Source organism: Candidatus Neomarinimicrobiota bacterium (assembly GCA_041154365.1).
GTDB classification, from domain to species: Bacteria; Fidelibacterota; Fidelibacteria; order Fidelibacterales; family Fidelibacteraceae; genus Fidelibacter; species Fidelibacter multiformis.
In genome coordinates, this window is record AP035449.1 from 75,049 (window position 1) to 98,262 (window position 23,214).

Annotated in this window: 21 protein-coding genes; 12 read left to right on the forward strand and 9 right to left on the reverse strand. The window is 45.6% G+C overall.

The features are described 5' to 3' along the window. Positions 1–171: 171 nt before the first annotated feature. A complete protein-coding gene (locus strainIA91_RS00290; RefSeq protein WP_400167090.1) occupies positions 172–687 on the forward strand; it encodes a GNAT family N-acetyltransferase in 516 nt (171 codons plus the stop codon). Here the strand turns inward: strainIA91_RS00290 and strainIA91_RS00295 are convergent, their stop codons facing one another. Continuing rightward, on the reverse strand, positions 688–1,353 hold the full coding sequence (locus strainIA91_RS00295; protein ID WP_400167091.1) for a UPF0489 family protein: 666 nt from the start codon (positions 1,351–1,353) through the stop codon (positions 688–690). It lies immediately after the preceding gene. A gap of 1,240 nt (positions 1,354–2,593) precedes the next feature. Between strainIA91_RS00295 and strainIA91_RS00300 the strand changes: the two genes are divergently transcribed. The 6 genes from strainIA91_RS00300 (at position 2,594) to strainIA91_RS00325 (ending at position 11,378) form a co-directional block, all read left to right on the forward strand. Next, a complete protein-coding gene (locus strainIA91_RS00300; RefSeq protein WP_400167092.1) occupies positions 2,594–2,767 on the forward strand; it encodes a hypothetical protein in 174 nt (57 codons plus the stop codon). 7 nt (positions 2,768–2,774) lie between these two features. Then, positions 2,775–4,424: a glutamate formimidoyltransferase gene (gene ftcD, locus strainIA91_RS00305; protein ID WP_400167093.1), complete on the forward strand. Its 1,650-nt coding sequence runs from the start codon at positions 2,775–2,777 to the stop codon at positions 4,422–4,424. Between the two features lie 185 nt (positions 4,425–4,609). Beyond that, positions 4,610–6,175 (forward strand): glycosyltransferase family 2 protein, encoded by a 1,566-nt coding sequence (locus strainIA91_RS00310; RefSeq protein ID WP_400167094.1) that lies wholly within the window; start codon positions 4,610–4,612, stop codon positions 6,173–6,175. A gap of 105 nt (positions 6,176–6,280) precedes the next feature. Beyond that, on the forward strand, positions 6,281–7,474 hold the full coding sequence (locus tag strainIA91_RS00315; protein ID WP_400167095.1) for a hypothetical protein: 1,194 nt from the start codon (positions 6,281–6,283) through the stop codon (positions 7,472–7,474). A 27-nt stretch (positions 7,475–7,501) separates the two neighbouring features. Next, the gene (locus strainIA91_RS00320; protein ID WP_400167096.1) at positions 7,502–8,821 is read left to right on the forward strand and encodes a SpoIID/LytB domain-containing protein; all 1,320 of its coding nucleotides are present in this window, start codon (positions 7,502–7,504) and stop codon (positions 8,819–8,821) included. Positions 8,822–9,026: 205 nt separating this feature from the next. Then, on the forward strand, positions 9,027–11,378 hold the full coding sequence (locus strainIA91_RS00325) for a hypothetical protein (RefSeq protein WP_400167097.1): 2,352 nt from the start codon (positions 9,027–9,029) through the stop codon (positions 11,376–11,378). Between the two features lies 1 nt (position 11,379). On the opposite strand, the gene elbB is transcribed toward strainIA91_RS00325, so the two are convergent. Next, positions 11,380–12,042 (reverse strand): isoprenoid biosynthesis glyoxalase ElbB, encoded by a 663-nt coding sequence (gene elbB, locus strainIA91_RS00330; RefSeq protein ID WP_400167098.1) that lies wholly within the window; start codon positions 12,040–12,042, stop codon positions 11,380–11,382. 15 nt (positions 12,043–12,057) lie between these two features. Next, positions 12,058–14,403, reverse strand: coding sequence for a signal peptide peptidase SppA (sppA, locus tag strainIA91_RS00335; protein WP_400167099.1), 2,346 nt, complete (start codon positions 14,401–14,403; stop codon positions 12,058–12,060). A 31-nt stretch (positions 14,404–14,434) separates the two neighbouring features. Here sppA and strainIA91_RS00340 point away from each other — a divergent pair, with 31 nt between their 5' ends. Both strainIA91_RS00340 and strainIA91_RS00345 read left to right on the forward strand, forming a co-directional pair. Next, the gene (locus tag strainIA91_RS00340; protein ID WP_400167100.1) at positions 14,435–14,614 is read left to right on the forward strand and encodes a hypothetical protein; all 180 of its coding nucleotides are present in this window, start codon (positions 14,435–14,437) and stop codon (positions 14,612–14,614) included. Further along, positions 14,611–15,327, forward strand: a complete 717-nt coding sequence (locus strainIA91_RS00345; protein WP_400167101.1) for a murein L,D-transpeptidase catalytic domain family protein — start codon at positions 14,611–14,613, stop codon at positions 15,325–15,327. Before strainIA91_RS00340 ends, strainIA91_RS00345 begins: the two co-directional genes overlap by 4 nt. A 53-nt stretch (positions 15,328–15,380) precedes the next feature. Here strainIA91_RS00345 and strainIA91_RS00350 read toward each other — a convergent pair whose 3' ends face one another. The 4 genes from strainIA91_RS00350 to strainIA91_RS00365 are packed head-to-tail and all read right to left on the reverse strand — an operon-like array spanning position 15,381 to position 19,639. Continuing rightward, positions 15,381–16,880, reverse strand: coding sequence for a hypothetical protein (locus tag strainIA91_RS00350; protein WP_400167102.1), 1,500 nt, complete (start codon positions 16,878–16,880; stop codon positions 15,381–15,383). 8 nt (positions 16,881–16,888) lie between these two features. Further along, entirely contained in the window at positions 16,889–18,142 is a 1,254-nt protein-coding gene (locus strainIA91_RS00355; protein WP_400167103.1) for a DUF4097 family beta strand repeat-containing protein, read from the reverse strand. Between the two features lie 4 nt (positions 18,143–18,146). Then, the gene (locus strainIA91_RS00360; protein WP_400167104.1) at positions 18,147–19,076 is read right to left on the reverse strand and encodes a HEAT repeat domain-containing protein; all 930 of its coding nucleotides are present in this window, start codon (positions 19,074–19,076) and stop codon (positions 18,147–18,149) included. A 2-nt stretch (positions 19,077–19,078) separates the two neighbouring features. Then, the gene (locus strainIA91_RS00365; RefSeq protein ID WP_400167105.1) at positions 19,079–19,639 is read right to left on the reverse strand and encodes an RNA polymerase sigma factor; all 561 of its coding nucleotides are present in this window, start codon (positions 19,637–19,639) and stop codon (positions 19,079–19,081) included. A gap of 289 nt (positions 19,640–19,928) precedes the next feature. Here strainIA91_RS00365 and strainIA91_RS00370 point away from each other — a divergent pair, with 289 nt between their 5' ends. After that, positions 19,929–20,354 (forward strand): Hsp20/alpha crystallin family protein, encoded by a 426-nt coding sequence (locus strainIA91_RS00370; RefSeq protein WP_400167106.1) that lies wholly within the window; start codon positions 19,929–19,931, stop codon positions 20,352–20,354. A 55-nt stretch (positions 20,355–20,409) separates the two neighbouring features. Here strainIA91_RS00370 and strainIA91_RS00375 read toward each other — a convergent pair whose 3' ends face one another. Both strainIA91_RS00375 and strainIA91_RS00380 read right to left on the reverse strand, forming a co-directional pair. Next, a complete protein-coding gene (locus tag strainIA91_RS00375) occupies positions 20,410–20,859 on the reverse strand; it encodes a transposase (protein WP_400167107.1) in 450 nt (149 codons plus the stop codon). A 122-nt stretch (positions 20,860–20,981) separates the two neighbouring features. Then, entirely contained in the window at positions 20,982–21,284 is a 303-nt protein-coding gene (locus strainIA91_RS00380) for a hypothetical protein (protein WP_400167108.1), read from the reverse strand. Positions 21,285–21,454: 170 nt separating this feature from the next. Between strainIA91_RS00380 and strainIA91_RS00385 the strand changes: the two genes are divergently transcribed. Both strainIA91_RS00385 and strainIA91_RS00390 read left to right on the forward strand, forming a co-directional pair. Next, positions 21,455–22,030, forward strand: a complete 576-nt coding sequence (locus strainIA91_RS00385) for a TetR/AcrR family transcriptional regulator (protein ID WP_400167109.1) — start codon at positions 21,455–21,457, stop codon at positions 22,028–22,030. Further along, a complete protein-coding gene (locus tag strainIA91_RS00390; RefSeq protein WP_400167110.1) occupies positions 22,027–23,163 on the forward strand; it encodes a hypothetical protein in 1,137 nt (378 codons plus the stop codon). Before strainIA91_RS00385 ends, strainIA91_RS00390 begins: the two co-directional genes overlap by 4 nt. Positions 23,164–23,214: the final 51 nt, after the last annotated feature.

Here is a 23,214-nt window from a genome sequence, read left to right on the forward strand (position 1 = left end):
ATAAGTGTTTATAATCGACTGACAATCAATGTTTTATGTTATAGTAAAATTTGTATATTATTATGTGCATACACAGGTTATCCACATTTTAAAAATCGGGTGATGGCCTTTTGATCCATTCTTGCTCATAAGCCATTCCATCAGTACATTTCATGAAAAAATGAGGGAAATATGATCAAAACAGCCTTACCGGGAGTCCGCCTGCGTTTTGCCCGGCCCGGGGATTCAACACAGGTATTGGAATTTATCAAATCACTGGCAGCGTATGAACGCATGAGTGATGAGGTGCTTGCCACAGAAGAGACAATCAGAAAAACATTATTTGGAGAAAAGGCCTATGCTGAAGTGATTTTTGCCGAGCTGGATGGAAAGGCTGTGGGATTTGCTCTCTTTTTTCATAATTATTCAACCTTTGTTTCGCGGCCGGGTCTCTATCTTGAGGATATTTATATCTATCCGGAGTACCGGGGGCGGGGTATCGGCAAAATGATGATGACCTATCTGGCCCAATTGGCGGTGGAACGGGATTGTGGCCGTTTTGAGTGGTCGTGTTTAAAATGGAACAAGCCCTCTTTGGATTTCTATGCCTCGTTGGGAGCTGAAACTATGGATGAATGGGTTACCCTGCGGGTAAGCGGTAAAAAGTTAAAGAACCTTGCCGGTTTTTTTAAGCCGCAGGAGGATTGATCAGGCTCGCCTGGACAGTATCCATGGGAGGATGAGTTCTGCCAGCCGGTGTGTATCTGCCTCAGTGCCTGAATAACAATACGAAAGTGCTATCGTGATAAGTGGTGCTTTTTGAACAAGATCTTTCAACGTGTCTAAAAAACTGAGAATTTCATCATTGGTCCACACGTCCCCTTGGCCGAAAAAGATGGATCTGTTAAAGATATCCACATCCAGATCCAGAGCGGTATCCGCCGGATTGAGATGGTTTAATGCCGTGGCAATATCCGGGTGAATATATTGCCGGACCCTGTTGTGCATCAGAATTTCCGGGCTAAGCCCTGGCTCAATATTTCGTTGATAACAGTAAAAATGGATATTCCTGAAAAAATGTCCCCTGATTGCAGGCGATATGAAGGAATCTTTTCGTATCAGGCGATCTTCTGAAATCACTTTTTTCAAGGCCTTGGGATTGGAAAGGAGCCCGGTAAGGGATTTATCATCTCCGGAAAAATCATTGGCTCCATCCCAGTGATAATCTACATGAAAAAGTGTCCGCGGGAGGATGTCTCTATGGGTTGCCCAAACCCATAGTGCCCATTTATGATCATCCATAACCCATACACCGGGAGCCATTTCCAGGCAGGCGTCGTTATTTCCCTCCTTCGGGTAATCAGGGCATTGCATGGAGGAAGATAATAAGAAAATGATGAATTATGAATGGTGAGTTATGAGTGATGAGGGATGAGTATTGAGTTGGAGTTATGAGTTTGGAGTTGGTTCCTCCCGCAGAGGGCACAGAGAGCGCTGAGGGATGAGTATTGAGTTGGAGTTATGAGTTTGGAGTTGGTTCTTCCCGCAGAGGGCGCAGAGAGCGCTGAGGGATTGATTTGATTGCCTGCCCTGTGAAATGGGGCGGGGCAGTATTTCGAAGCTGGAGACACCACTCATCATCCCACATCATCTCGAATATATTTCGGAAGAATTATTAAAAACATTTCAAAAAGAAATCCTTGAAATTAAAAACATGACTATCGGCCTAATCCGATACCTTCCCCGCCAATAAATGCCTCTCCCTCAAACCCACTCGTCATGCGTTACTTGTCACGCGTCACTTTTTCAGTCGACAGTTGACAGTCGGCAGTGGACAGTGGACATGAGGGATTGATTCGATTGGGGGATTGGATGATTGGACCCCCTTGTCACGCGTCACTTGTCACGCGTCACTTTTTCAGTCGGCAGTCGACAGTCGGCAGTGGACAGTGGACATGAGGGATTGATTCTATTGGGGGATTGGATGATTGGACCCCCTTGTCACGCGTCACGCGTTACTCGTCACTTTTTCAGTCGGCAGTCGGCAGTAGAAAGTCGGAACCTGTACCCCTGAACCCCTGAACCAACTATCAGGAGCGAAGCGACGCTAACTTCGGACAGGCCACGGCCTTTCCTACATCTTCCAGCTTCCAATTTCTTATAAATGATTGGAATCATTTTTCCTACCTGAAACCGAATTATAAGAGAGATGGGATATATGATTTCGTTTAGGTGACGCCCCCCACCCCGGGGGTAAAATACGCCAAAATGCGACACAATGCAAGATTATATTGTTAATCATATATGTGTTATTTCGAATTATTTAATGGATTAATTACAGTTTTCATTTATACTTTGTGACAGTCGCATCCAAGATATCAGCCTATGAAAGATAATGGATTCAAACGCTGCACAGCAGCGTTTGAAAGCCGCGTAGCGGCTATTGAACACCGAACGCAGTGAGGTGCTTGAATCCCATATAGCAGCGCTTGAGCCCACCTCATCATTCATCATTCTTAATTCATCATTCATCATTCATCATTCATCCCCCCTCCCCTTTCATCTCCGCCTTAAATCATGTAAATTATTTCACTACACTTATCAGGGAGAAAGCATGCATATTCCAAGACCGGGGAAATATGTGATTCATGACGAAGATGAAGATAGGCGATTTGATTTTTCAAAATATATGCGGCGGCGGAAATCCCCCCGATCTTTCTGGGGTACTCTCATTATGCTGATTATTGTAGTGGTCGTTTATTTCTTTCTTCAGGGCTTATTAAAATGAGGTGATTATGAAATTAATAGAGTGCGTCCCCAATTTTAGTGAGGGACGTGATAAACAATTGATTGATGAAATTGTCCGTGATATTGCTTCGGTCGAAGGAATTCGGGTGCTGGATATAGATCCGGGCGTGGACACAAACCGGACAGTGGTGACTTTTGTCGGGGAACCGGAGGCAGTTCTTGAGGGGGCTTTTCAGGGAATACGATCGGCATCCCAGCGAATAGATATGCGGCATCACACCGGTGCCCATGCCCGGTTGGGTGCAACAGACGTGTGTCCTTTTGTACCGGTGACGGGTGTGACAGTGGATGAATGTATTGATCTGGCGAAACGCCTGGGAGATCGGGTTGCCCGTGAACTGGGGATTCCTGTTTATCTCTATGAAAAAGCTGCTTCCCGTCCCGAACGGCGAAACCTGGCGGATATCCGGTCCGGGGAGTATGAAGGACTGGCGGAAAAACTGGAGGACCCCGACTGGGCCCCTGATTTTGGCGAGGCGGTTTTCAATGAACGGTCCGGAGCGACGGTCATCGGTGTCCGGGAGTTTCTCATTGCCTATAATGTCAACCTGAATACCCGGGATCGGAAACTGGCTCATGATATCGCCCTGGATATCCGGGAAAAAGGCCGGGCTAAGCGGGATGAGAACGGAAAGATCATAAGGGATGATGAGGGAAAGATTGCCCGGACTCCCGGACTCCTTCAGGAATGCAAGGCTGTGGGTTGGTATATGGAAGCCTTTGATTGTGCCCAGGTCTCCATCAATCTGACGAATTACCACGTGACACCTGTTCACAAAGCTTTTGAAACGGTGGTGGAAGAGGCGGCAAAACGCGGGCTGCGGGTCACCGGGTCTGAACTCGTTGGACTTATTCCTCTGGAAGCCATTTTGGAGGCAGGAGATTACTACCTGAAACGCCAGGGGAAACCTACGGGATATCCTGAAAATGAGCGGATACGCATGGCCGTACAAAGCCTGGGGCTCTCGGAGCTCTCTCCTTTTGAACCGGAGAAAAAAATCATTGAATATTGTGTACAGGATCCAGACAAAGAAACACTTGCAGGTATGAGAATATGTGATTTTACTGACCTGTTGTCGATAGATACACCGGCACCCGGAGGAGGAAGTGTAAGCGCACTTGCCGGAGCTTTGGCTGCAGGACTCGCATCTATGGTGGCTCACCTGACAGCTGGGAAAAAAAGTTATGAGGATGTTCGGGAACGGATGCTGGTCCTTCCTGAAGAAGCCCAAAAGCTGAAAGATAAACTCCTGTTGGCTATTGATGAAGATACTCGTGCCTTCAATGCCGTGATGGATGCCTATCGACTGCCCAAAAAAAGTGAAGATCAGCAGAAAGTTCGGAAAAAAGCAATTGAAGAGGCGATGAAACATGCCTGTCGTATTCCATTAAATGTCATGGAACTCTCATACCAGGCTCTTCGCTTATGCCGTGAGACAGAGGAAAAGGGGAACAAAAATTCCCAATCCGATGCAGCAGTAGGTGTCCTGATGGCCCAGGCTGCCATGCAAGGCGCTGCTTTGAATGTCCGGATCAACCTGAAGGATCTTGAGGATCAGACCTTTCAGGATGAAATGAACAAGGCTGTAAACATCCTCCTGAAAAAAATGGAGGAACAATCCGGAACAAATGGGTAAAGGATGGGGTTTTAAGGGTAAGATCCTTGAAAGATCCGCCTGAATATTTGGGGAATAACCGGAAAAGAATTTATAAGCAATGGTTGTTCACTCTATAACTACAAAAAAGATGTGGACTTAATGGGCAGCAATTCCCATTTTATAGAGGATTCTTACTGAGACAATCATAAAAGAGGAAGGGTTATATGGCTAAAACAAGCATTCTATTCCATTTCAACAGTGAGTCCGGGCAGACCCGGGAACAGTTGAAAGCCACTGTGCAGGCAATGGTTCAACAACGGAACAATGATGTTGAATTAATCGGGATAACCAATGAACCGGAAGAATTAAAAAAGCTGGTACAAGGGGCCAGACCATTGAAAACTGTCCCCACCAGTCAGGACGACGGATTATCTGTCATGTTGAATAAGGCTCTGAAATTAGCTGAAGGGGAGTTTATCCTTCTCCTGGACAATATGGCGACGCCGGTCCTTTTGCGGAAAGCGGCAGTGGATGCCTTCATGATGGCAGCAGAACGGAGTCCGGATGCCGGTCTTTTTTATGCCAGTTATGAACTGGAAGACCAGGGCAAGGTGGAAGAAAAACACCTGTTGGATCACCATATCGGCCGGGTTCGGGATAACATGGACTTTGGAAAGGCCTTTTTTATCCGGAAAAAGGCACTTGAAGCCGTAGGTGGTTTTGATGAAACGGTCAAATACAATGTGTTGTATGATATGCGGCTGAAATTATCCGAAAAGCAGCGTGTCGTCCGTATTGCAAACCGGTATAACGGATCCCTGTACCGCGTACAGTCTGCCGGTAAAAAAGCCAATGTCTTTGATTATCTTCTGGCTGGTAAAGATGTTCAGCTGGAAGCTGAGCGGGTTGTGACTGAACATCTTAAACGAATCGATGCCTATTTGGCTCCAGGGGTTTTCCGGGATCACCAGGCCCCACCGGCAAAAGAACCGGAACTAATCGCATCGGTGATTATTCCTGTCGGTTTCCGGCCGGAGTTTATCGGCACTGCCATTGAAAGCGTCCAGGCACAGACCATTCAGGATATTGAGTGCATTGTCATGGTCAACGGGGGAGAAGAAGATCCAACGGCAGATGTGGTCCGGAAATACATGAAAGGCGGAGAAAAATATGACAGTAAAAAACCTGACGTCCGCCTGGTTGTATTGGATATCAACAACATCGGTCTCTGCCTGAATATCGGATCCAAACTATCCCGGGCCAAATACTATGTCCAGTTGGATTCCGATGACCGCCTGAAACCGGATGCCGTGGAAAAGGTGCTGAAGGTTTTTGAATCCGACCCGGAAATCGGCATGGTGATCGGATCTTATGAAGTCTGGGAAAAGAAAGACAACGGTGAGCTGGTCCGGATGAAAGAGATCCCGGTTGTGACCCATGATGAATGGACAGATGATAATGGCCGGAACAACCTGCTCCGGATTAACGGTGCCGGAGCTCCCCGGTGTATTCCCATTCACGTTATCAAGGAGATGGGTTATTTCAGTATTAATGATGATCCTCATGCCCGGAACTATGGTGAGGATTATGAAATGGTCAATAAAATTGCCGAGTATTACCGGATTGGCCGTGTATGGGATCCCATTTATGAAGTGGTGCGTCATGGCGGTGGGACTGATCATGCGATTGATCAGAATACGGTGGATCGGAACGACAACGCCAAGGACGATATGCGCCGGGAGGCTATACTGCGGCGGCAGGTTTTTAACCGGGACCGGAAAAAGAAATAACGAATCAGACCTCTCTGTCTGTTTGAAAGAGAGGTTAAGCCATATCAACAGCAGGTGTGGGATCATGCCTGCTGTTTTTCCAACGTTTGAAAAGGGGAGTGTGTTATGACACAGGATTTGTTGATTATAGGAATTGATGGAGGTGCCACAAAAGTCAGCGGTTGGACGGCTGAACGGAAAGAGGACGGCACATTCGAGCTGGGCGATCTGAATGTTCAGAAAAAATACAGTGAATACGATTATTATAATCCGGAATTCAAACCGGTGGATATCAAAATTCAGCTTAAGGAGATGGAGGAGGGTATTCATCTGACAGATGAGGAAAAGCGTCAGGGAATAGCTTATATGTATGCAACGGCGGATGTGATCATTGAGCTTGTCAAAGCAAATTCCGGAAAAAAGGCCCTCATCGGTATTGGTATGCCCGGATTGAAAACCAAGGACAGGCGGGGTATCAGCGCCCTGGCAAACGGTCCCCGCATGCCTGAATATGCATCCATCATTGAGAACCGGATCATGCTGAATGATGTTTCGTTGGCGTCGCCCATTCATCATCTTGGATCGGATGCGGATTATTGTGGACTGGGAGAAGAATATTCTTCCCAGGGGCAGTTCAGGGGAGTGGAAAACAGTTATTATCTGGGTGGCGGTACCGGTGTGGCGGATGCGTTGAAACTTAAAGGCCAGCTGGTTCCCTTTGATAACATCAAACCCTGGATGGCCAAGGCATGGGAGATGAAGGCTGAAAGTGGAAAGTCCCTGGAGCGGTATTGTTCTGCTGCCGGTATACAAAGCATTTATAGTGAATACTCCGGTATTCCCGTGACCGAATTGAATCAACAGGAGATCTATGCACCCCAGATTATGGAAAAAGCGATTCAGGGAGAGGAAGGGGCTGTTAAAACCATGAAAGATATCAGCCATTACCTGGCGGAACTTCTTTTCGAAAGGATATCCACCCTTTATGCCGGATCCACCAATCAGTTTGAATTTGTAAATCCTGCCCGGGCTCAGCTCATTTCACGGCATCCATACCTGGGGACGCTTTTGGATCATATCATTATCGGTCAGAGACTGGGAGATTATCTGGAAGCATCCCGGGGAAAGAATCAGATGTGGGAACCTATGATCAGACACCTGGGTGAACTCATTTCAGAAAATGAAAACTTGACAAAGGAATTCAAACAGCATTACCTTAAAGGGAATACATTTAACGAAAACCGCATTGTCCTTTCCAAACTCCGTGAAGCCCCGGCCATGGGAGCGGCAGTGGATGCATGGTTATCAAGGGAAGGATAATTTTTTACACGAAATGGAAGGTGTACTATGTTAGAACCCGGAGTAATCCCTCAAAAAGAGCCCCGGCTGCGTGTGGGAATTGTGTTACCTGAAGATGACCAGCAGGAGATTCAAATAGAATTCCCTTCGGACAACAGTTTTATCATGGAAGTGGACGGTGCCCTGGCGGATCCTCAACCGGGTGCACAGCTTGTGCTCCGGGTGGCCGAAAAAGGGATTCAGATTAAGGATTCTCCCTTTGTCAAGGCGGAAAAAATTGTCTTTAAACAAGTTCGCGGAGAACATGGTCTGGGTGTTCATCCGGTGATTACCGGCCGGAGTTTCCACTGGAAGAAATATATTATGGTACATCTCCCAGATAAAGTGGAAATCACACGGCATAAGGATACCCTATTAGTGGTCAACGAACTAAACCTGGAAACATACCTGATGTGTGTAGCGACGTCGGAAATGGGTTCTGAATGTCCCACAGCCCTGATAGAAGCACAGACCATTGTCGCCCGGAGCTGGATGCTGGCCAATGTGGAGCAAAAGCACATCAGCCTGGGGATCGATGTTTGTAATGATGATTGCTGCCAGCGCTATCAGGGGTTGAATAACCTGACGGACCATTCACAGGAAGGGGCAAATAAAACACGGGGAAAAGTGCTCCTTTACGATGGAAAAATGGTGGATGCCCGCTATTCCAAAGCCTGCGGCGGGGTGATGGAACGCTTTGAAAACCTCTGGTTTGGCGACCCACTTCCCTATATGAAAAATCTAAAGGATATGCCAGAAACGGAAAATGCCCCGGATTTGACAGTTGAAGAAAATGCCCGGGAATGGATTCTGGGAAATCCTGAAGCGTTTTGCAGCGAAGCCTATATTCCTCCCGGGGATTTAAAAAAATATCTGGGCAGCGTGGATGAGGAATCCCGTTATTTCCGTTGGACTGTGACGATAACCAATAAAGAACTGACGGAAAATATGAATGATAAACTGGGATTGCATATCAAGGCGGTAAAAGATATTTACCCCATTCAGCGCGGTGGATCCGGAAGGATGATTCTCATGGGAAACAAAGTGGTGAATCAGCGGGGGGAAGATGAGGAACTTAAAATCAAATCGGATTATGAAGCCCGTCGCATTCTCCATAAAAAGTTTCTATATAGTTCCGCCATTGTGGTGGAAAAGAAGAAAATCCGCAAGGATATCCCCGGAGAATTTATTCTTCACGGCGCCGGATGGGGACATGGAGCCGGTATGTGCCAGATCGGAGCCCTGGGAATGGCCCTTGCCGGATACTCTGCAGAGGAAATTCTGAAACACTACTATCCCGGCGTTGAACTGACCTCGATTTATTCATAACCATAAAACTCTTAAATAGAAATGCAGACCCGTGGGAAAATCCGTCACACAGGAGGACAACCCCGGGTCTGCTTGATTTCCCCCTCCTTCATCTCTTTAAGATATTCTCCGGTTTAAATATATGTGCAGCCGTTTATAATAATGTTAATAATTAATAAATATAATATAAACTTGCATTTATTCATGGATTGCTGTATACTTGTTTGTGAAAATGCTCATCAAAGCCGTGACAATCTGTCTTGGAACAACCATCGGAGGTCTGTCACAGACTGTGAGGATTCAGGAAATGATGATTGATCCTGTCTTTTCCGAAAACAGTGGGGAATATGTGGAAATTCTGAATACCGGGGATCAGTCTGTGAGTCTGAAAAGCTGGTCTTTTGGGGATCCGGGAGATGTGGATATGCTTCTGATGCCGGGGGATTCCCTCCTGTTGCCTGGTGAGTATGGATTGATTCTGGATCCTGATTATGCCGGAGAATATGATGAGGTGATACCCGATTCAACAAAACTGTTTACAATTGAAGACAGCCGGTTTGGGAGTTATGGCCTGAGTAACAGTACAGAGAAAGTATACCGGCTTCTAAATGCCGAAGGACATATCGTCGATTCTTGTATATCTGTTACAGATTTACCGGAAGGATATTCCATGGAACGGGATGATGATGGGCTCTGGCGGGTTAGTCTCGTGGCAGGAGGAACTCCGGGATACCGGAACAGTGTTTGCCGGCCTGATGGTCCCTTCCTGGATGTTTCTTTCAAGGAGATTTTCTGTGAAGGATATACAGTTACAGCTTACATATCCATTTTGAACCAGGGGAATGTATCATCGGGCGAGTGGGAACTATCATTTAAGGATTCCATCACAGAGCAGGAAATCTGGTCCTATGGGAATGGTGAAATAGCAGCTGGTGATTCCATGAAGTGTTTCTGTTCATGGATTTCTCCCCTTTATGGATATTCAAACATCCTATGGCATTGCCGTTATGGAACCTTGGAAAATACAGGAGCAGAAAAAATACAGGTTCCTTTACCGGCAGATTCCCTGTACATCACTGAATTTTGTCCTCTGCCGGCAGATGGTATCTCCTGTGAGTATATTGAGTTTTACAATGAATCCAGGCGGCCTGTTAATCTGGCAGGTACGACGATCAGTGATCTCACGGGGACAGCCTATCTGACAAAAACAGATTACGTGCTTCCAAAACTCGGGCTGAGGGTGGCTGCTGAATGTCCTGATCTCCGGCAGGATATGCAGTCACCCCCATTTTTTGTCTGGATCCCTCCGGAATGGCGTTCCCTGAATAATGGTGGAGATGCGATTGTATGGAAAGATTTTGATGGTCGAGTGCTGGACAGCTTGATGTACACATCATCCTGGAATCTTCAAAGTGGCTTTGGCCTGGATCGGCGTTTCCTTTTCCGTCCGGCCGATCGTGTGGATAACTGGAGTCCTGGATTTTCGCCCGGTGTGATTGCCCTGGATTCATTGCCGGACCGGGCATGGAAAGGTGAACTTTTTCTCATAAACCGCCGGACAGATACCCTGACATTTAAGGTGAATGTTAGCAACCAGGGTCGCCTGTCCGGCCTCCCCCCTTCCACGGAGCTTTTGGCCGTAAACCCTTCAGGTGACAGAAAAGCGATTCACTCTTTTAAGTTTACAGAGGATTGTGAATCCGGTGATACACTCAGGATTTTGGTAAGTGTTTGTTTTGAATTTCCCGGAACCTGGTTGTGGACACTGAACGGAGAGAGTCTATTGGCCGATACAGTGGCAGTGTATACTCCATATATTCGATCTCCCGTGACTTTCAGTGAAGTGATGAATTGTCCATCCTCTCAGGAACCGGCAGAGTGGATTGAACTATATTCCAAAGATATTCCGCTTATTCTCGACCATTGGCAGATACAGGTGGATCAAAGAGTCGCAGAACTGAAAGGCGTGATGACACAGCCCTATACAACGATTACCCATGAAAAACGGCTTCAGAATTTACCTTCTCTGCCTGCTGAAAATTTTCCGGTGTTGTCAAACTCAGGATTTGTACTCAGGCTTTTTGATCCAGATTCAAATCTTATGGATTCGGTCAACCTGGAAAACCACCCGGATTTTACCACTGGTGTCAGTCTGGAAAATCCTCAAACCGGACACCCGTTTATGAGTGGAAAAAGCTGGCACAGGAGTCGGGCTCTAAGGGGACATTCAGCCGGCATGGAAAACAGTATTGCTTTGCGTCCACAGGAAAATATCACTTTTCTATCCGCGGACCCCCGGATACTTAAACAAGGCGCAGGTGAACCCATGATGATTACGGTTTGTGGAGAAAGGGGACTTTCTTATGCAGAAATTCACATTTTCACCCTTACGGGGAATCCGGTGTCTTCCTATGAAATAAATGCCTTTTCTTCTCCACTGGCTCAGGTGTTTTGGGATGGTAACTTCAAAAACGGTTCCCCGGTACCTTTAGGTCTATATGTCATCACGGCGAAAGTTCGCTATGTCGATGGAACGAAAAAAGAAGGCTTCAAATCGGTTCTTGTAAATAGCCCGTGATTCAGATCATGGATAAAACGGTCCGGACCAGTTTTGTAATGCCTGTTTCTGCTTCAGAGATAGAGCGGGCAAGCATATAAGCGGGTGTGGTCACGATCTGATTTTGTGTATCAATGACAACATCAACCGCCGGACAATTTTTATGTTCAGCACCCATGGCTTCCACAGCTCTTGCCATATCCGGATCATTGCCCAGGGTGACCAACGGTTTACGGCCGGCCCTCACGCCGGCTTTTGCCGCCAAAAGAGGAGCCAGGCACATGAATCCCAGTACCTTTTTTTGTTCCAGGGCATCAATGATCAGACGCTCTACTTTTGGCACCAGGGTGCATTGGGGGCCTTGATCGGAAAAATTACTCAGATTTTTCACAATGCCTGATCCTCCGGGGAAAATCAGAGCGTCCAGACTGTTCAGATCAGCCCGGCTGATATCCTGAATTTTACCTCTGGCGATTCGGGCTGATTCTTCCAGGATATCTCTCTCTTCTCCTTTGACCACTTTGTTCCTGACATGGTCTACTACATGCTTTTGTGGGCCTGATGGAGCAAAAATATGGACAGAGGCTCCGGCCTTGTCCAGGGCCAGAAGGGTCAGAACCGATTCATGGATTTCTGATCCGTCGAATATGCCGCAACCGGATAAAATGACGCCAACTGTTGCCATTGTATCACCTCCTCTTCAGAATTTAACCCTTGGAATCCCCCAGGGTAATATAATCATCATGTCGTTCTCTTTCCAGAGCAGTTCCTGTTCCACACCTGCACCGGCTTTTTGCAGTGTTGGGTATTTTTCCAGGGTTTTCCCCAGCATTTTATCCCCCAGGGATATGCTTTTCATGGCGTATCCCTTACCCGGATAAGGGTTTGTGTGGGCATATCTAGGATTTACGCGGGCAAGGGTTGCCGCATAGCGGATGGCGTCTGTCAATGTCCCCAGTGTATCAACCAATCCCAGAGATAAGGCATCCTGTCCTGTCCAGATTCTGCCTTGTCCAATGCTGTCCACCTGAGCATAGCTCATATTTCTTCCGTCTGACACAAAGTTTACAAAACGGTCATACCCGCTTTGCAGAGTTTTGAATTGCCAGGTCCGCTCTGCTTCGGTCATGGAAAACAGCGGATTTCCAAATTGACTGTTGGGATAGAATAGAAGTGAATCAGGATGGATACGGAGCTTTTCCCGAAGAAATTTCTCAAATGTCAAAGAGCCGCCGTAAATCCCGATAGACCCTGTAAGGGTATTGGTTTCTGCAAAAATTTTATCGGCTGGGGCCGAAATATAATAACCGCCCGATGCTGCCAGAGTACCCATGGAAACAATAAAGGGCTTGGTTTTCTTTTTATTGGAAGGATTTATGATGCGGGAAATTTCCCGGTGGATTTTATCACTGGCCAGAATACTGCCACCGGGAGAATCCACCCTGAAGACAATAGCTTTTACCCTTGGATCTTTCCGTGCGGTTTTCAGGCGGTCGCAAATGGTTTGATCCCCCATGGTGAGCTCTCCTGAAAAGGGTGAATAACGGCTACGCCCTTCCAGAATGGTGCCGCTGGCATAAATAACAGCTATTGGTGAGGATGTTCCGTCAGGTTTCCAGTCATAGGGCCAGCCACGGGTCGGGCTGTAAGTCCATAGGCTTTTGTATTCAATCTTTTTTACATCCTCATAACCTGCAATGAGCTCTTTGATTTCATCCGGGTACGCGAGTTCTTGAATAAGATCCAAATCCCGGGCTTCCTGGATCAGATAAGGTCCCCTCCGGATCAAAGAATCCACAGTTTCATAACTCTGCCCATTCCCCCAGGCAATGCCTGTGATGATTTCATCCATGATGTCGGAAAGATATTCTTTCAAAGCTTCTTTGCCGTGTTCAGACATGCCGGTCATGAGTAACGGCTCCGGTCCGGATTTATATTTCCCGATACGCTTAATTTCAACGTTAATACCCAGAGAATCGAGCATCTCTCGCACATACAGACTGCTTGACGATAATCCCTGAATCCGGTATTCCCCCAGGGGATATGCCATCCGTTTTTCTGCTGCAGCAGACAGATACCAGGTCGCCAGATTACCATTGGTACTGTATACATAGATCCGTTTTCCTGCATCCCGCAAATCGGCCAGGGCATGCTGAAATTCCATCAGCTCCGAAAGCCCCATAGTAAAAGACCGGATATCCAGGAAAAGGCATTCAACAGAAACATCATTTTGAAAGGCCCGAAGTGCAGCCAGAAGATCGTTCATATCTGTAGTATTTGCCATTCCGGGAACCATTTCCCGAACATAGGTTCCCTCTAAGCGTATATGGACAACAGGTTTGGCGGTGTTGACCTTTCGCAGGTATCGTGAGTGAAAAGCGGCAGATAATGTGGTCCGTTCTTTATCTTTCCAAAAAGCCAGCGACTGATGGGAGAACGTGACACCCATGGAGACCTGGGCTGTTTTGAGATGATCATCATAAGAGAGTCCTACGTGTAATCCGTCCTTGACCTCCATATCGGCGGTATATATGGCGTGATGATTCCGGAACCGGAAATGTTCATCCACGTTTGTCAGGTAGGAATATCCAAAGGTCAACCGGTTATTAAATGGACGTATTGCCAGGCCAGCTGTAAGATGATTCGGTTCAGCCAGATTGTGTAGAACGGCACCCAGGGAGAGGTAGGGAAAGGGACGAAGCAACATACCGGCGGAAAGGCTTTTATCTGCAGTGGAATATTCAGCGCCAATCCACATATGCCTGAACAGGGGAACCCCAAGTCCGTAATTCCAGGTGAAGGAGCTGTCATATTGTCCGATGATAGAGAATCTTCCCAAAGACAATCCGGCACCTCCGTAGTAATCATCCCCTGTAGCCTGCTGAAAAAAGAGATGCAGTTCGGATCCTTTGGAAAGACCCGAAACAGCAGGGTTGATACCCCGATATTGGAGAAAGGATTCCCCCATAGCCGGATTGTTCAGTCGGGGAAATTGAGCCCATACAAGGGCAGGAATCATTAAAATACAAAGCATAAGCTGTTTCATATTCACTCCATATCCTTCATGTGATCAGTCTATGAAATCTAAACGAAAATCAGAATGTGATGAAAGCTTTTTAAGGGGATTTGCCTGCGTCTTGACAGTAAAAAAAGGGGAATGCGGAAAATTTTTGGAAAGAGGAAGATGCTTTACTATTTTTGAAACCGGATTTCGATGTGGTGTCATGACGACTAAAAAAGAAAAGGAAAAGCCATGAAGCGGTTCAAGATTTTAAAATTAGTCTTAGTAGTTATTTTATTGGGTGGATGTGCTGTTTTTCGCTACCAGGTACCGGATACGGCGATTCGAACAACGCCTGTTCCCCCGCTGAGTGCTGAAAGAAAGGCAGACATTTTAGCCTTATATCATTCTCTGAACCAACCGGTACCGGTATCACCTGAGATCTTTATCAAAGCAGTTCATGGGTATGACCATATTCCCAGGGATAAAGACTTACTGACGATTATTGATTTTTCCCAGCCGTCAACGGAAAAGCGTGCGACAGTGATTGATATGGAAGCCGGTGAGATCCTGTTTAACACCTGGGTTTCTCACGGAGTGAACACGGGTGAAAATATGGCAGAGCACTTTTCAAATACGGAAGGGAGCCGGAAGAGCTCTCTGGGATTTTATTTGACTGGGGAAACCTACCGTGGGAAAAATGGACGGTCTTTGCGGCTGGACGGGCTGGAAAAGGGGTTTAACGACAGTGCCCGGACACGGTATATCGTGATTCATGGGGCCGATTATGTGAGTCCGGAGTTTATTGAAAAAGAAGGCCGGCTTGGCAGAAGCTGGGGATGTCCTGCCTTTCCCCTGGATGTAGTAAAACCGATTATTCGTAAAATTAAACGGGGAAGTGTGGTGTTTATTTATGGAGAGGATCCCGATTATTTAAATCATTCCCTGTATCTTTCACAGGAATCATAAAAACGGGGAATCTTTAAGTGATCCCCCGCTTGAATTTGTAGAAAGTGTTTTAATTAAAAAGTTCTGGAAAGTCTGAAATAGCTGATCCAGGGTGCCTTGCTTGTACTCATATCCTTGGCGATATCAAACCGGACACCAAATTCCCGGGTTGAACCGGTTTCTATACCCAGTCCGATGGTGCTGACCCATTGGTCTCTGTCGAAATCCGTCAGCTGGTCTTTGAGAGATCCTCCGGAAAGGATGTCATCCGTCATCCCGACATCGATAAAACCAAAAAACCACAAATCATCATCAAATCCTACTCCAAGTTCATGGTTCATCAGGAACATCCGCTGTCCCTGGAAGGATTTGTAAGAGATTCCCCGGAGTGTCCCAATACCTCCAAGAGTATATTCATAATGTTTGGGATGGGTTTGATTCCCCTCTTGATCATCCCTTAGTGAGGCCACGGCAATCCGGTTCCGGTACTGGATTGCACGGCCGATGGTTCCGATATACTGGCTGGAGAGATAAAGTCTGTCGAAATCCCAGCCCCCCCCCATGGATGAAGCGTAAGTTTCGTAAAGAAGATCCAGCTGAAGCGCTCCAGGCAGAGACATCCCGTCATTTCCCAAGGCAAGGGTAGCTGAAAAACGGTACCCGGTATTTCTTCCTGGATCTACGCGGCTTATGACAGAATTCATAGAAATCGTATTGTGATGATGAACCGCCAGTGTGTCTTCGTTCTGATAGACATACTCCCCCTTCAGCCTGAGATGGTTGAAAAGTCTCAGAACACCTCCAAAACGGTATCCTTCTGCCAGATATCGGGTGTGGTAATCCTGCTTTAAAAGCAGATAAGCCAATCCGTTATCAAGTTCAGGAAGATTTCGCCAATCCTGTGATTGGGCTTCATGGTAAGCCAACCCATAAAGGTGGAGGGGATTTTTTTCAAAAAAATTGATTCTTAACTGTACAGCGCCCTCTGCTTCTTTGCTGCTGAAGCCGTAGCCAAGTTTGTAAAGCAGGGTTGTTCTTTCCAAATTGCCCATGGAATGGATAATATCTCCATACATCAGATAGAAACCCTGTTGTGTATTGACGGTTACAAAGGGTTCATAGACTGGCAGGGGGTCAATAGGCATAAAAATGGAATACACCCTTTTTTCATGTTTCAGTTCAATGTTTTCGAGGATATTTTCCTGAGGTTTCCAGAAAAAATCCCGGACGGAGCGTCCTTTTAGATTGGATGAAACGATTTTGCCATTTCCGGAATAATTTTTCGGATAGTGGACTTCACCGCCCAGACTCCGGACTGCTCCCTGAATGACGGCCAGACTGTCCACATAAATATCACCGGCATAAACAGTAAGTAGTCCCTGTACTACCCCGGAAACTCTGGCATTCCCGACAAAAACCTTAACATGGGTTTTGGGCTGAATGGTGTCTTCAGGTGCCAGTTCATAGTCTTTATATACCTGCTCCACAAACATATTCTCTTCATTGATGACCGTACCGGCAGTCAAAGCAGAGAACAGAACCGTCAGAACACATAATATTTTTAAAGAGTGCATTGGATTCCTCATCTCGTTTCTTGATTGAGTTTATGAATAGTAATGCTTCCGTTTTCTACAAAGATTTCCACAGGATAAGTTCCTTTACCCGATTTTCCTGATGCGGTTTTACGGGTGGGATCAGAACGGGTTGTTTCCAGTGTAAAGTCAGATTTGATTTTATTGTCATACCCCCGGGTGGTGAGATTGAAGAGGGCATCGACAGATTCCGGTAGTTCCAGGGTAATGGATCCGTTTTTAGAAGTGGCATAAATATGGTGATCATCGAATTTTGATGAGTACAATTTTATGATTCGGATTGAACCGTTATCTGTTTCAGCATCTACAGCACCCAGAACCCTGAAGATGTCGATATCTCCCCCAAGGGTTTTCAGATCGGTACTTCCGTTCAGGTTTTTGGCTTCAATATTTCCGCCGTAGGTTTTGCCCTTTGAAGGCCCTGAGATATCACGAAGGCTGATTTCACCACCTTTGGTTTCTATATAGAGTTCTGATTCACATTCTTCCACTTCAATATCCCCCCCCATAGTGGTCAGACGGGCTTTAAGTCCTGTCATGCCGGAGAGTTCAATATCTCCTCCCATGGTCATGATATCCAGATTGCCGTTCATATCCCGCATGAGAATATCGCCTCCGGCTGTTTCTACAGAGATGTCGCCGGTCAGGACTCTCATTTCGATATCACCGCCTGCTGATTTGATATCAATTTTCCCCTCCAGTTCATAGACATAAGTATCCCCGCCGTATGTTTTTGCATAAATCCGGCCACGGGTGTTTTCGACACGCACATCTCCCCCGGCTGAAACCAATTCAACGGCACCCTGAATGTCTGATATATAAATATCTCCGCCCAGGGTGTTCACGGCGATACTGGTCATCATGGGGACATCCACGATATATTCGACTTTGATATTCCGCGTTCCAAAGGACCATTTTTTCTTATTTTCTTTGTTGACAATATAGCCATTCTCATCGTTTTCAAGTTTCAGGTGATACTCTTTCCACAAGGCATCGGCCTCTTTTTGTGAATTGGCGTCGATTTGCATTTTTTCAACGTAATGAATGGATTCCTCATGATATCCCCGTATCAGAACATCTCCGTTCAGATGGTTCATCGTCAGCTGGGACGGGAGGTCCGAGACCTCGGCTTTTTCACTCCAGGTGAACACATATTTGTCCCCGCTGCAAACAACTCCAGGATTCTGTGCCAACAGAATGGATGCTGTGAAAAGCAAAAGGGTGAATTGAAGTAATTTTTTCATGATATTATTTCTCCAGGGATTGCCCGGGCTCCTGATAATAGCGTTTTACAATGTCCTGAATGTTTTCATTTTTTTCCTCTTCCGAGGCGTTGAGTACTGCCGTTCGTGTTCCGGGATCTTCATCCTGCATGAGAATTTGGATCGCCTCAATGCGAAGGGCCGGACTCGGATCATTGGAAATGACATTTAAGTAGGTGTTTCGTAAGTCATCGTTGATGGGATATTGTGCCAGGGCTCTTAATGCCCGCTGGCGAACGCCCTGATTCTCATCATTAAGGACAGATGAAATCAGTGCCTGCTGGACGGCATCACTGGAGGTGACTCCTTCCATAAGCTTCACGGACCGCAGACGGGTTCCGGGATTCTGATCACTCACCAGTGCGTATGCCAATACTTTTTGTATATCTGGATCACTGATGTTGCCGGTCAATGTCAGATTGTCCTTCCTGGCTGCACTGATGACAAGTTCTCCGGTTGTGTGATCAACCTGTTCAATGCGGATATCTGCAAGGGACTGATTCTTCAGCAACTCATCGAAATTGGCGGATGCCAAAGGTGTCTCAACAGATCCGGCACCACCCGGTCCTCCGATGAAATTTCCAAGAACAATCCCAAAAACCAAGGTTGCAGCAGCAACGCCAACATAGCGGAATGTTCCAGACGGAAGATGAAAACGGTTGTGTTGGGTTGATTCCCTGAACATTTCCCGGTGGATACTGTTCATAATGTTGGCATGTAATGTGGGAATACGGTCTTCATCGATGGGAACTTCCGGCAGAGATTTGATGGCTTTTGACAAGATTTGCTGATTCTCCCAGATTTCCGCACACCGGATACACCGGCTTACATGGGATTCAATTTCTTTTTTTATTTTTTCGGGGATTTCTTCATAATCATAATTCAGAAGAATATCCTCACATTGCCTGCACTTCATGGCTAATCCTCTAATAATTGATTTTTAAAAGGTTTCAAAAGATTCCTCAGTTTTTCCTGGGCACGGAATAAATATTTTTTTACCGTTCCTTCTCCCACACCCAAAATGGTGGAGATTTCTTTGATTTTCAGGTGCTGTAAATAGCGCATTATGAAAACGGTCCGCTGTTTTTCCGGAAGCTTCTTTAAAGCCCCCTCGAGGACAGCTTGAAAATCTGTTTGTTCACTGAAATCAGTGGAATCTTCCTCTGAAACGTCAATATACCGGTCCTCATCTTCGTCGTTGGTTAAAAATTCATGATACTTCCTTTGACGGGTGTGATTGAAGGCCGTGTTCATCGTGATACGATAAATCCATGAATAGAAACTGGCTTCAAAACGAAATGTCCTGATATTCCGGTAGACAGAGAGAAAAACGTCCTGTGTCACGTCCTCTGCATCCTGTTGATTGCGGCAGATTTGTGCCGCGGCGATCAGGACCCGCTTTTCGTATGTCTGAACAAGTTGTTCAAAGGCTGCCATATCTCCATCCTGGGCTCTGCGTATGATCTCTGTTTCGTTCATTTTACTCTCTGATCTGTTGACAGCTTGACGGGTTAAAACGTTGTCACCTTTCTTTTGACGTGTGAATATTGTGAATATGAGGTTATATGGATTCTTTTTCAAGTATTCTGTCTTTCATTAAACAGATTGTCACAGGATTTGTATAAGCGACACATGCCAATATGACACACTATTTGCATTTATGGCAAAATTGTTGCCAATGTGGCAGATGTTACGCTTTGGCACAGCCTGTGCACCTATATATAGTGAAAAAGAAAAAATGAAAAAAAGAAAATAAAAGGAGGTAGCCATGACATTGACAAGACGATATCCGATGTTAAAAGCACGCCGCAACCTGGTGGATGATTTCTTTGAATCCTTTCTGGATAGTTTCAACACCATGTCCAATGTGAACTGGAGTCCCAGCGTAGACCTGGAAGAAACAAAGAATGATTATATCATTCATGCTGAACTGCCGGGCATGAACAAAAAGGACATTGATATCTCAGTGGAGAATGATGTCCTGACCATTTCCGGTGAAAAGAAAGAACGGGTCCAAACGAAGGATTCCAATTGCCTGATTTCTGAGATTATGTCCGGTCATTTCTCCCGGAGCTTCAGACTCCCGGCACAGATCGATTCTGAAAAGATCGAAGCCAAATGGGATAACGGTATTCTTGTGGTGAAGATTCCCAAGAGTGAAGTTGCAAAACCCAAAAAGATTCAAATCAGCTGACGGGAATCCACAGAGTGGTTAACATAGATAAAAAGGGCGTGTCAAACGCCCTTTTTTATGTTGTTTCCAGATTTTCCGCAACGACAGATGTCTCCAGCATACGTTCCAACAAGTGTTTCAGTTCATCATCATAGCTTTGAAATTCATGGTATTGCGTCTGGGTTTCCAGCATTCTGACCAAATTTTCCAGTTCATCCAAATTACAACTGACGGCAAAGTATTCTGGATTCCAGATAAGATGATCCGGTTTTTCCTGACGGTTGTACTCTCGTGACGTATCCCTGAAAAAAACTTTGAAAAAAAGGGATAAAGATACATGTGGATTCATGAAAAACAAAAGATGGATGTGATCGCTTTGAACAGAAGTATATACATGTTGTTGACCATGTGTCTCAAGGTGTTCCCTTATGATTCGTTTCAAATCCCATTCCCTTGCCTGAAGGCATTTACCGCTTAATATTGGTAAAATTACATGGATGAGGATTTGTGCATTACCAGGCGTCATGGTCTAAAATATTAATAAAAAATAAACAAAACAAGCTAATAGTATATTTAATATATTATAAAATAAAAAAAGAAGGCGGAGAACTCTCCGCCTTTGAGGGGGTACGCGAGGTTTTTATGGGATTACATTTTGACATACGACCAGGTGTTGGACCGAAGCGTTTCTTCATCGAAAATGAAACGGAGCATATATTTGGATTCTCCGTTGTTCTTAATCCAGACAGCGACAAATTCGTCGTTATCCCGTTCAATCGTATCGGGTTCACCAAAATCCTGAACAAATCCATGATAATCCTGAGTATGAATACAACCATTCACATATTGTGAAATTTCCTCTTTTTCCCAGCATGGATCAAAGACCTGTGAGGTGGAGGCTGCACACCCGATCAGAATCATTCCTGCTATCAGTACTGCTAATGTTTTCATCTCATGTCCCTTTTTATTTGTTGTTTTTTTCACCATCCGTCCAAGTAGACAGGCTGATTGACAAAAAGTTGTCAGGCGCTTTTTTAAAAGAGTGGGTTTACGAAAAAAGAATTTCTTGCATTAAATCGTAAACTTTACGATATTGTTAAAAACGTAAACCCCCGGAGGACATGACACCCAAACAGAAAAAACTTATGGATACCGCTCTTGCACTCTTTCAGAAAAGAGGGTTCAAGAGTGTTACTGTCGAAGAAATCTGCCGGACCGCCGATGTCAGCAAGATGACTTTTTACAAACATTTCCGGAATAAAGAGGATTTAGTCCTGCAGATTATAAAACATTTGTATGAAGGTGCTATAGATGAGGGTAAAACAATTCTTAAGAGTTCAAAACCCCACCGGGAAAGGATTGCCGATCTTTTGGAATGGAAAATTCAGATGCTGGATCAGTTCACACCTCCCATGCTGCTGGATATGAAAGATTTTGATCCTGCTTTGATGCACTTTATACAGGAAAAATCTTCTGAATCCCTCTCTTTATTCGAAGATTTTATCAGGGATGGCCAGAAAGACGGGGTGTTCAGAGAAAATTTAAACATTGGTTTTTTAATGCACATCTTTCAGATTTTATCCAATAGTTTTTTTTCTGAGAATCTTGAGCAGTATTTTACATCCTACGAGGATTATATTCGGGAGTATCTGGATTTTCTCTTTTATGGCCTGGCGGATCGGGAGTCCAAAACATGAACCGGATCTATAAAGCGGTATGCTTGTTTCTTGCGTGTGTTGTTTCTCTATATGCTGAAGCCGGATTTCGTTCGGAAGTCGTGGGAATGGGTTCACTCTGGAAACAGCAGGATAATCTGGAAGCAAATGGTGGAATTCTCTGGATTCCTGAATTACAGTTTTCATGGCCGGCACGCGTCAACATGGATTTTTTTCTCAGCAGCCGGTTCTCTGGTACCTGGGATAGCTATGATAAGCATCAGTCCGACGGCGACATTTACCGAACGTGGCTCAGGGTAGCAGGCAATACCTGGGACATCCGGGCTGGTCTCCAGAAAATTACCTTTGGTCCCGCCAGACTCTTTAGACCCCTCATGTGGTTTGATGAATTGAACCCGGCAGATCTTTTGGGATTAACAAATGGTGTATGGGGGCTCCGGGGACGGTATTTTTTTCCGGCCAATACGAATGTGTGGGGTTGGGTGCTGTATGGGAACAGTGATTTAAAAGGGCAGGAATGGTATCCGACCAAAGACGAAACGGTGGAATATGGGGGTCGTATTCAATTTCCTGTTACACCGGGAGAATGGGGCTTTTCGCTTCATAGCCGCATCCCCGATGCCAGCCCGGATTATGTACCGGCTGTATTCGATTCCACAAATCAGTTCATCAATGATAATTCCCGGGAATGGCGTGTTGGATTTGACGGATATTGGGACATTGTAACCGGCGTGTGGTTTGAGTCGGTGATAACCCATTCACCTGTTAATCCTGCGATTCCATGGGTTTATTCAAATGTGATCGGCATTGATTACACCTTACCTCTTGGATACGGACTCCATGTCCTGGGCGAGTATGGGTTTAATCATACTTTTAATGAGGAATTTAATGTTATCCTATCTACAAATATGTGGGGAATGATGCTGGATTATCCTCTTTCTTTTTTTAGTTCCCTTTCTGCCATGGGAGTATGGATTCCAGATGAAGACCTGGCTTCCGGCGTGATTTCCTGGCAGTATACCTCCGGGAATTTCACCTACTATGTTCAATTTTTACAAACGTTTACTCAGAATAACAATGTCTCTGTCCCCGGCTTAAATATCCCCTATGACACACAAATAAAAGGAATGCTTAGTTGGACGATCTCTAAATGAACTCTTCAACGTCTGAACGTCTCAGCGTTTCAATGTCTCAACCTAAAAAGG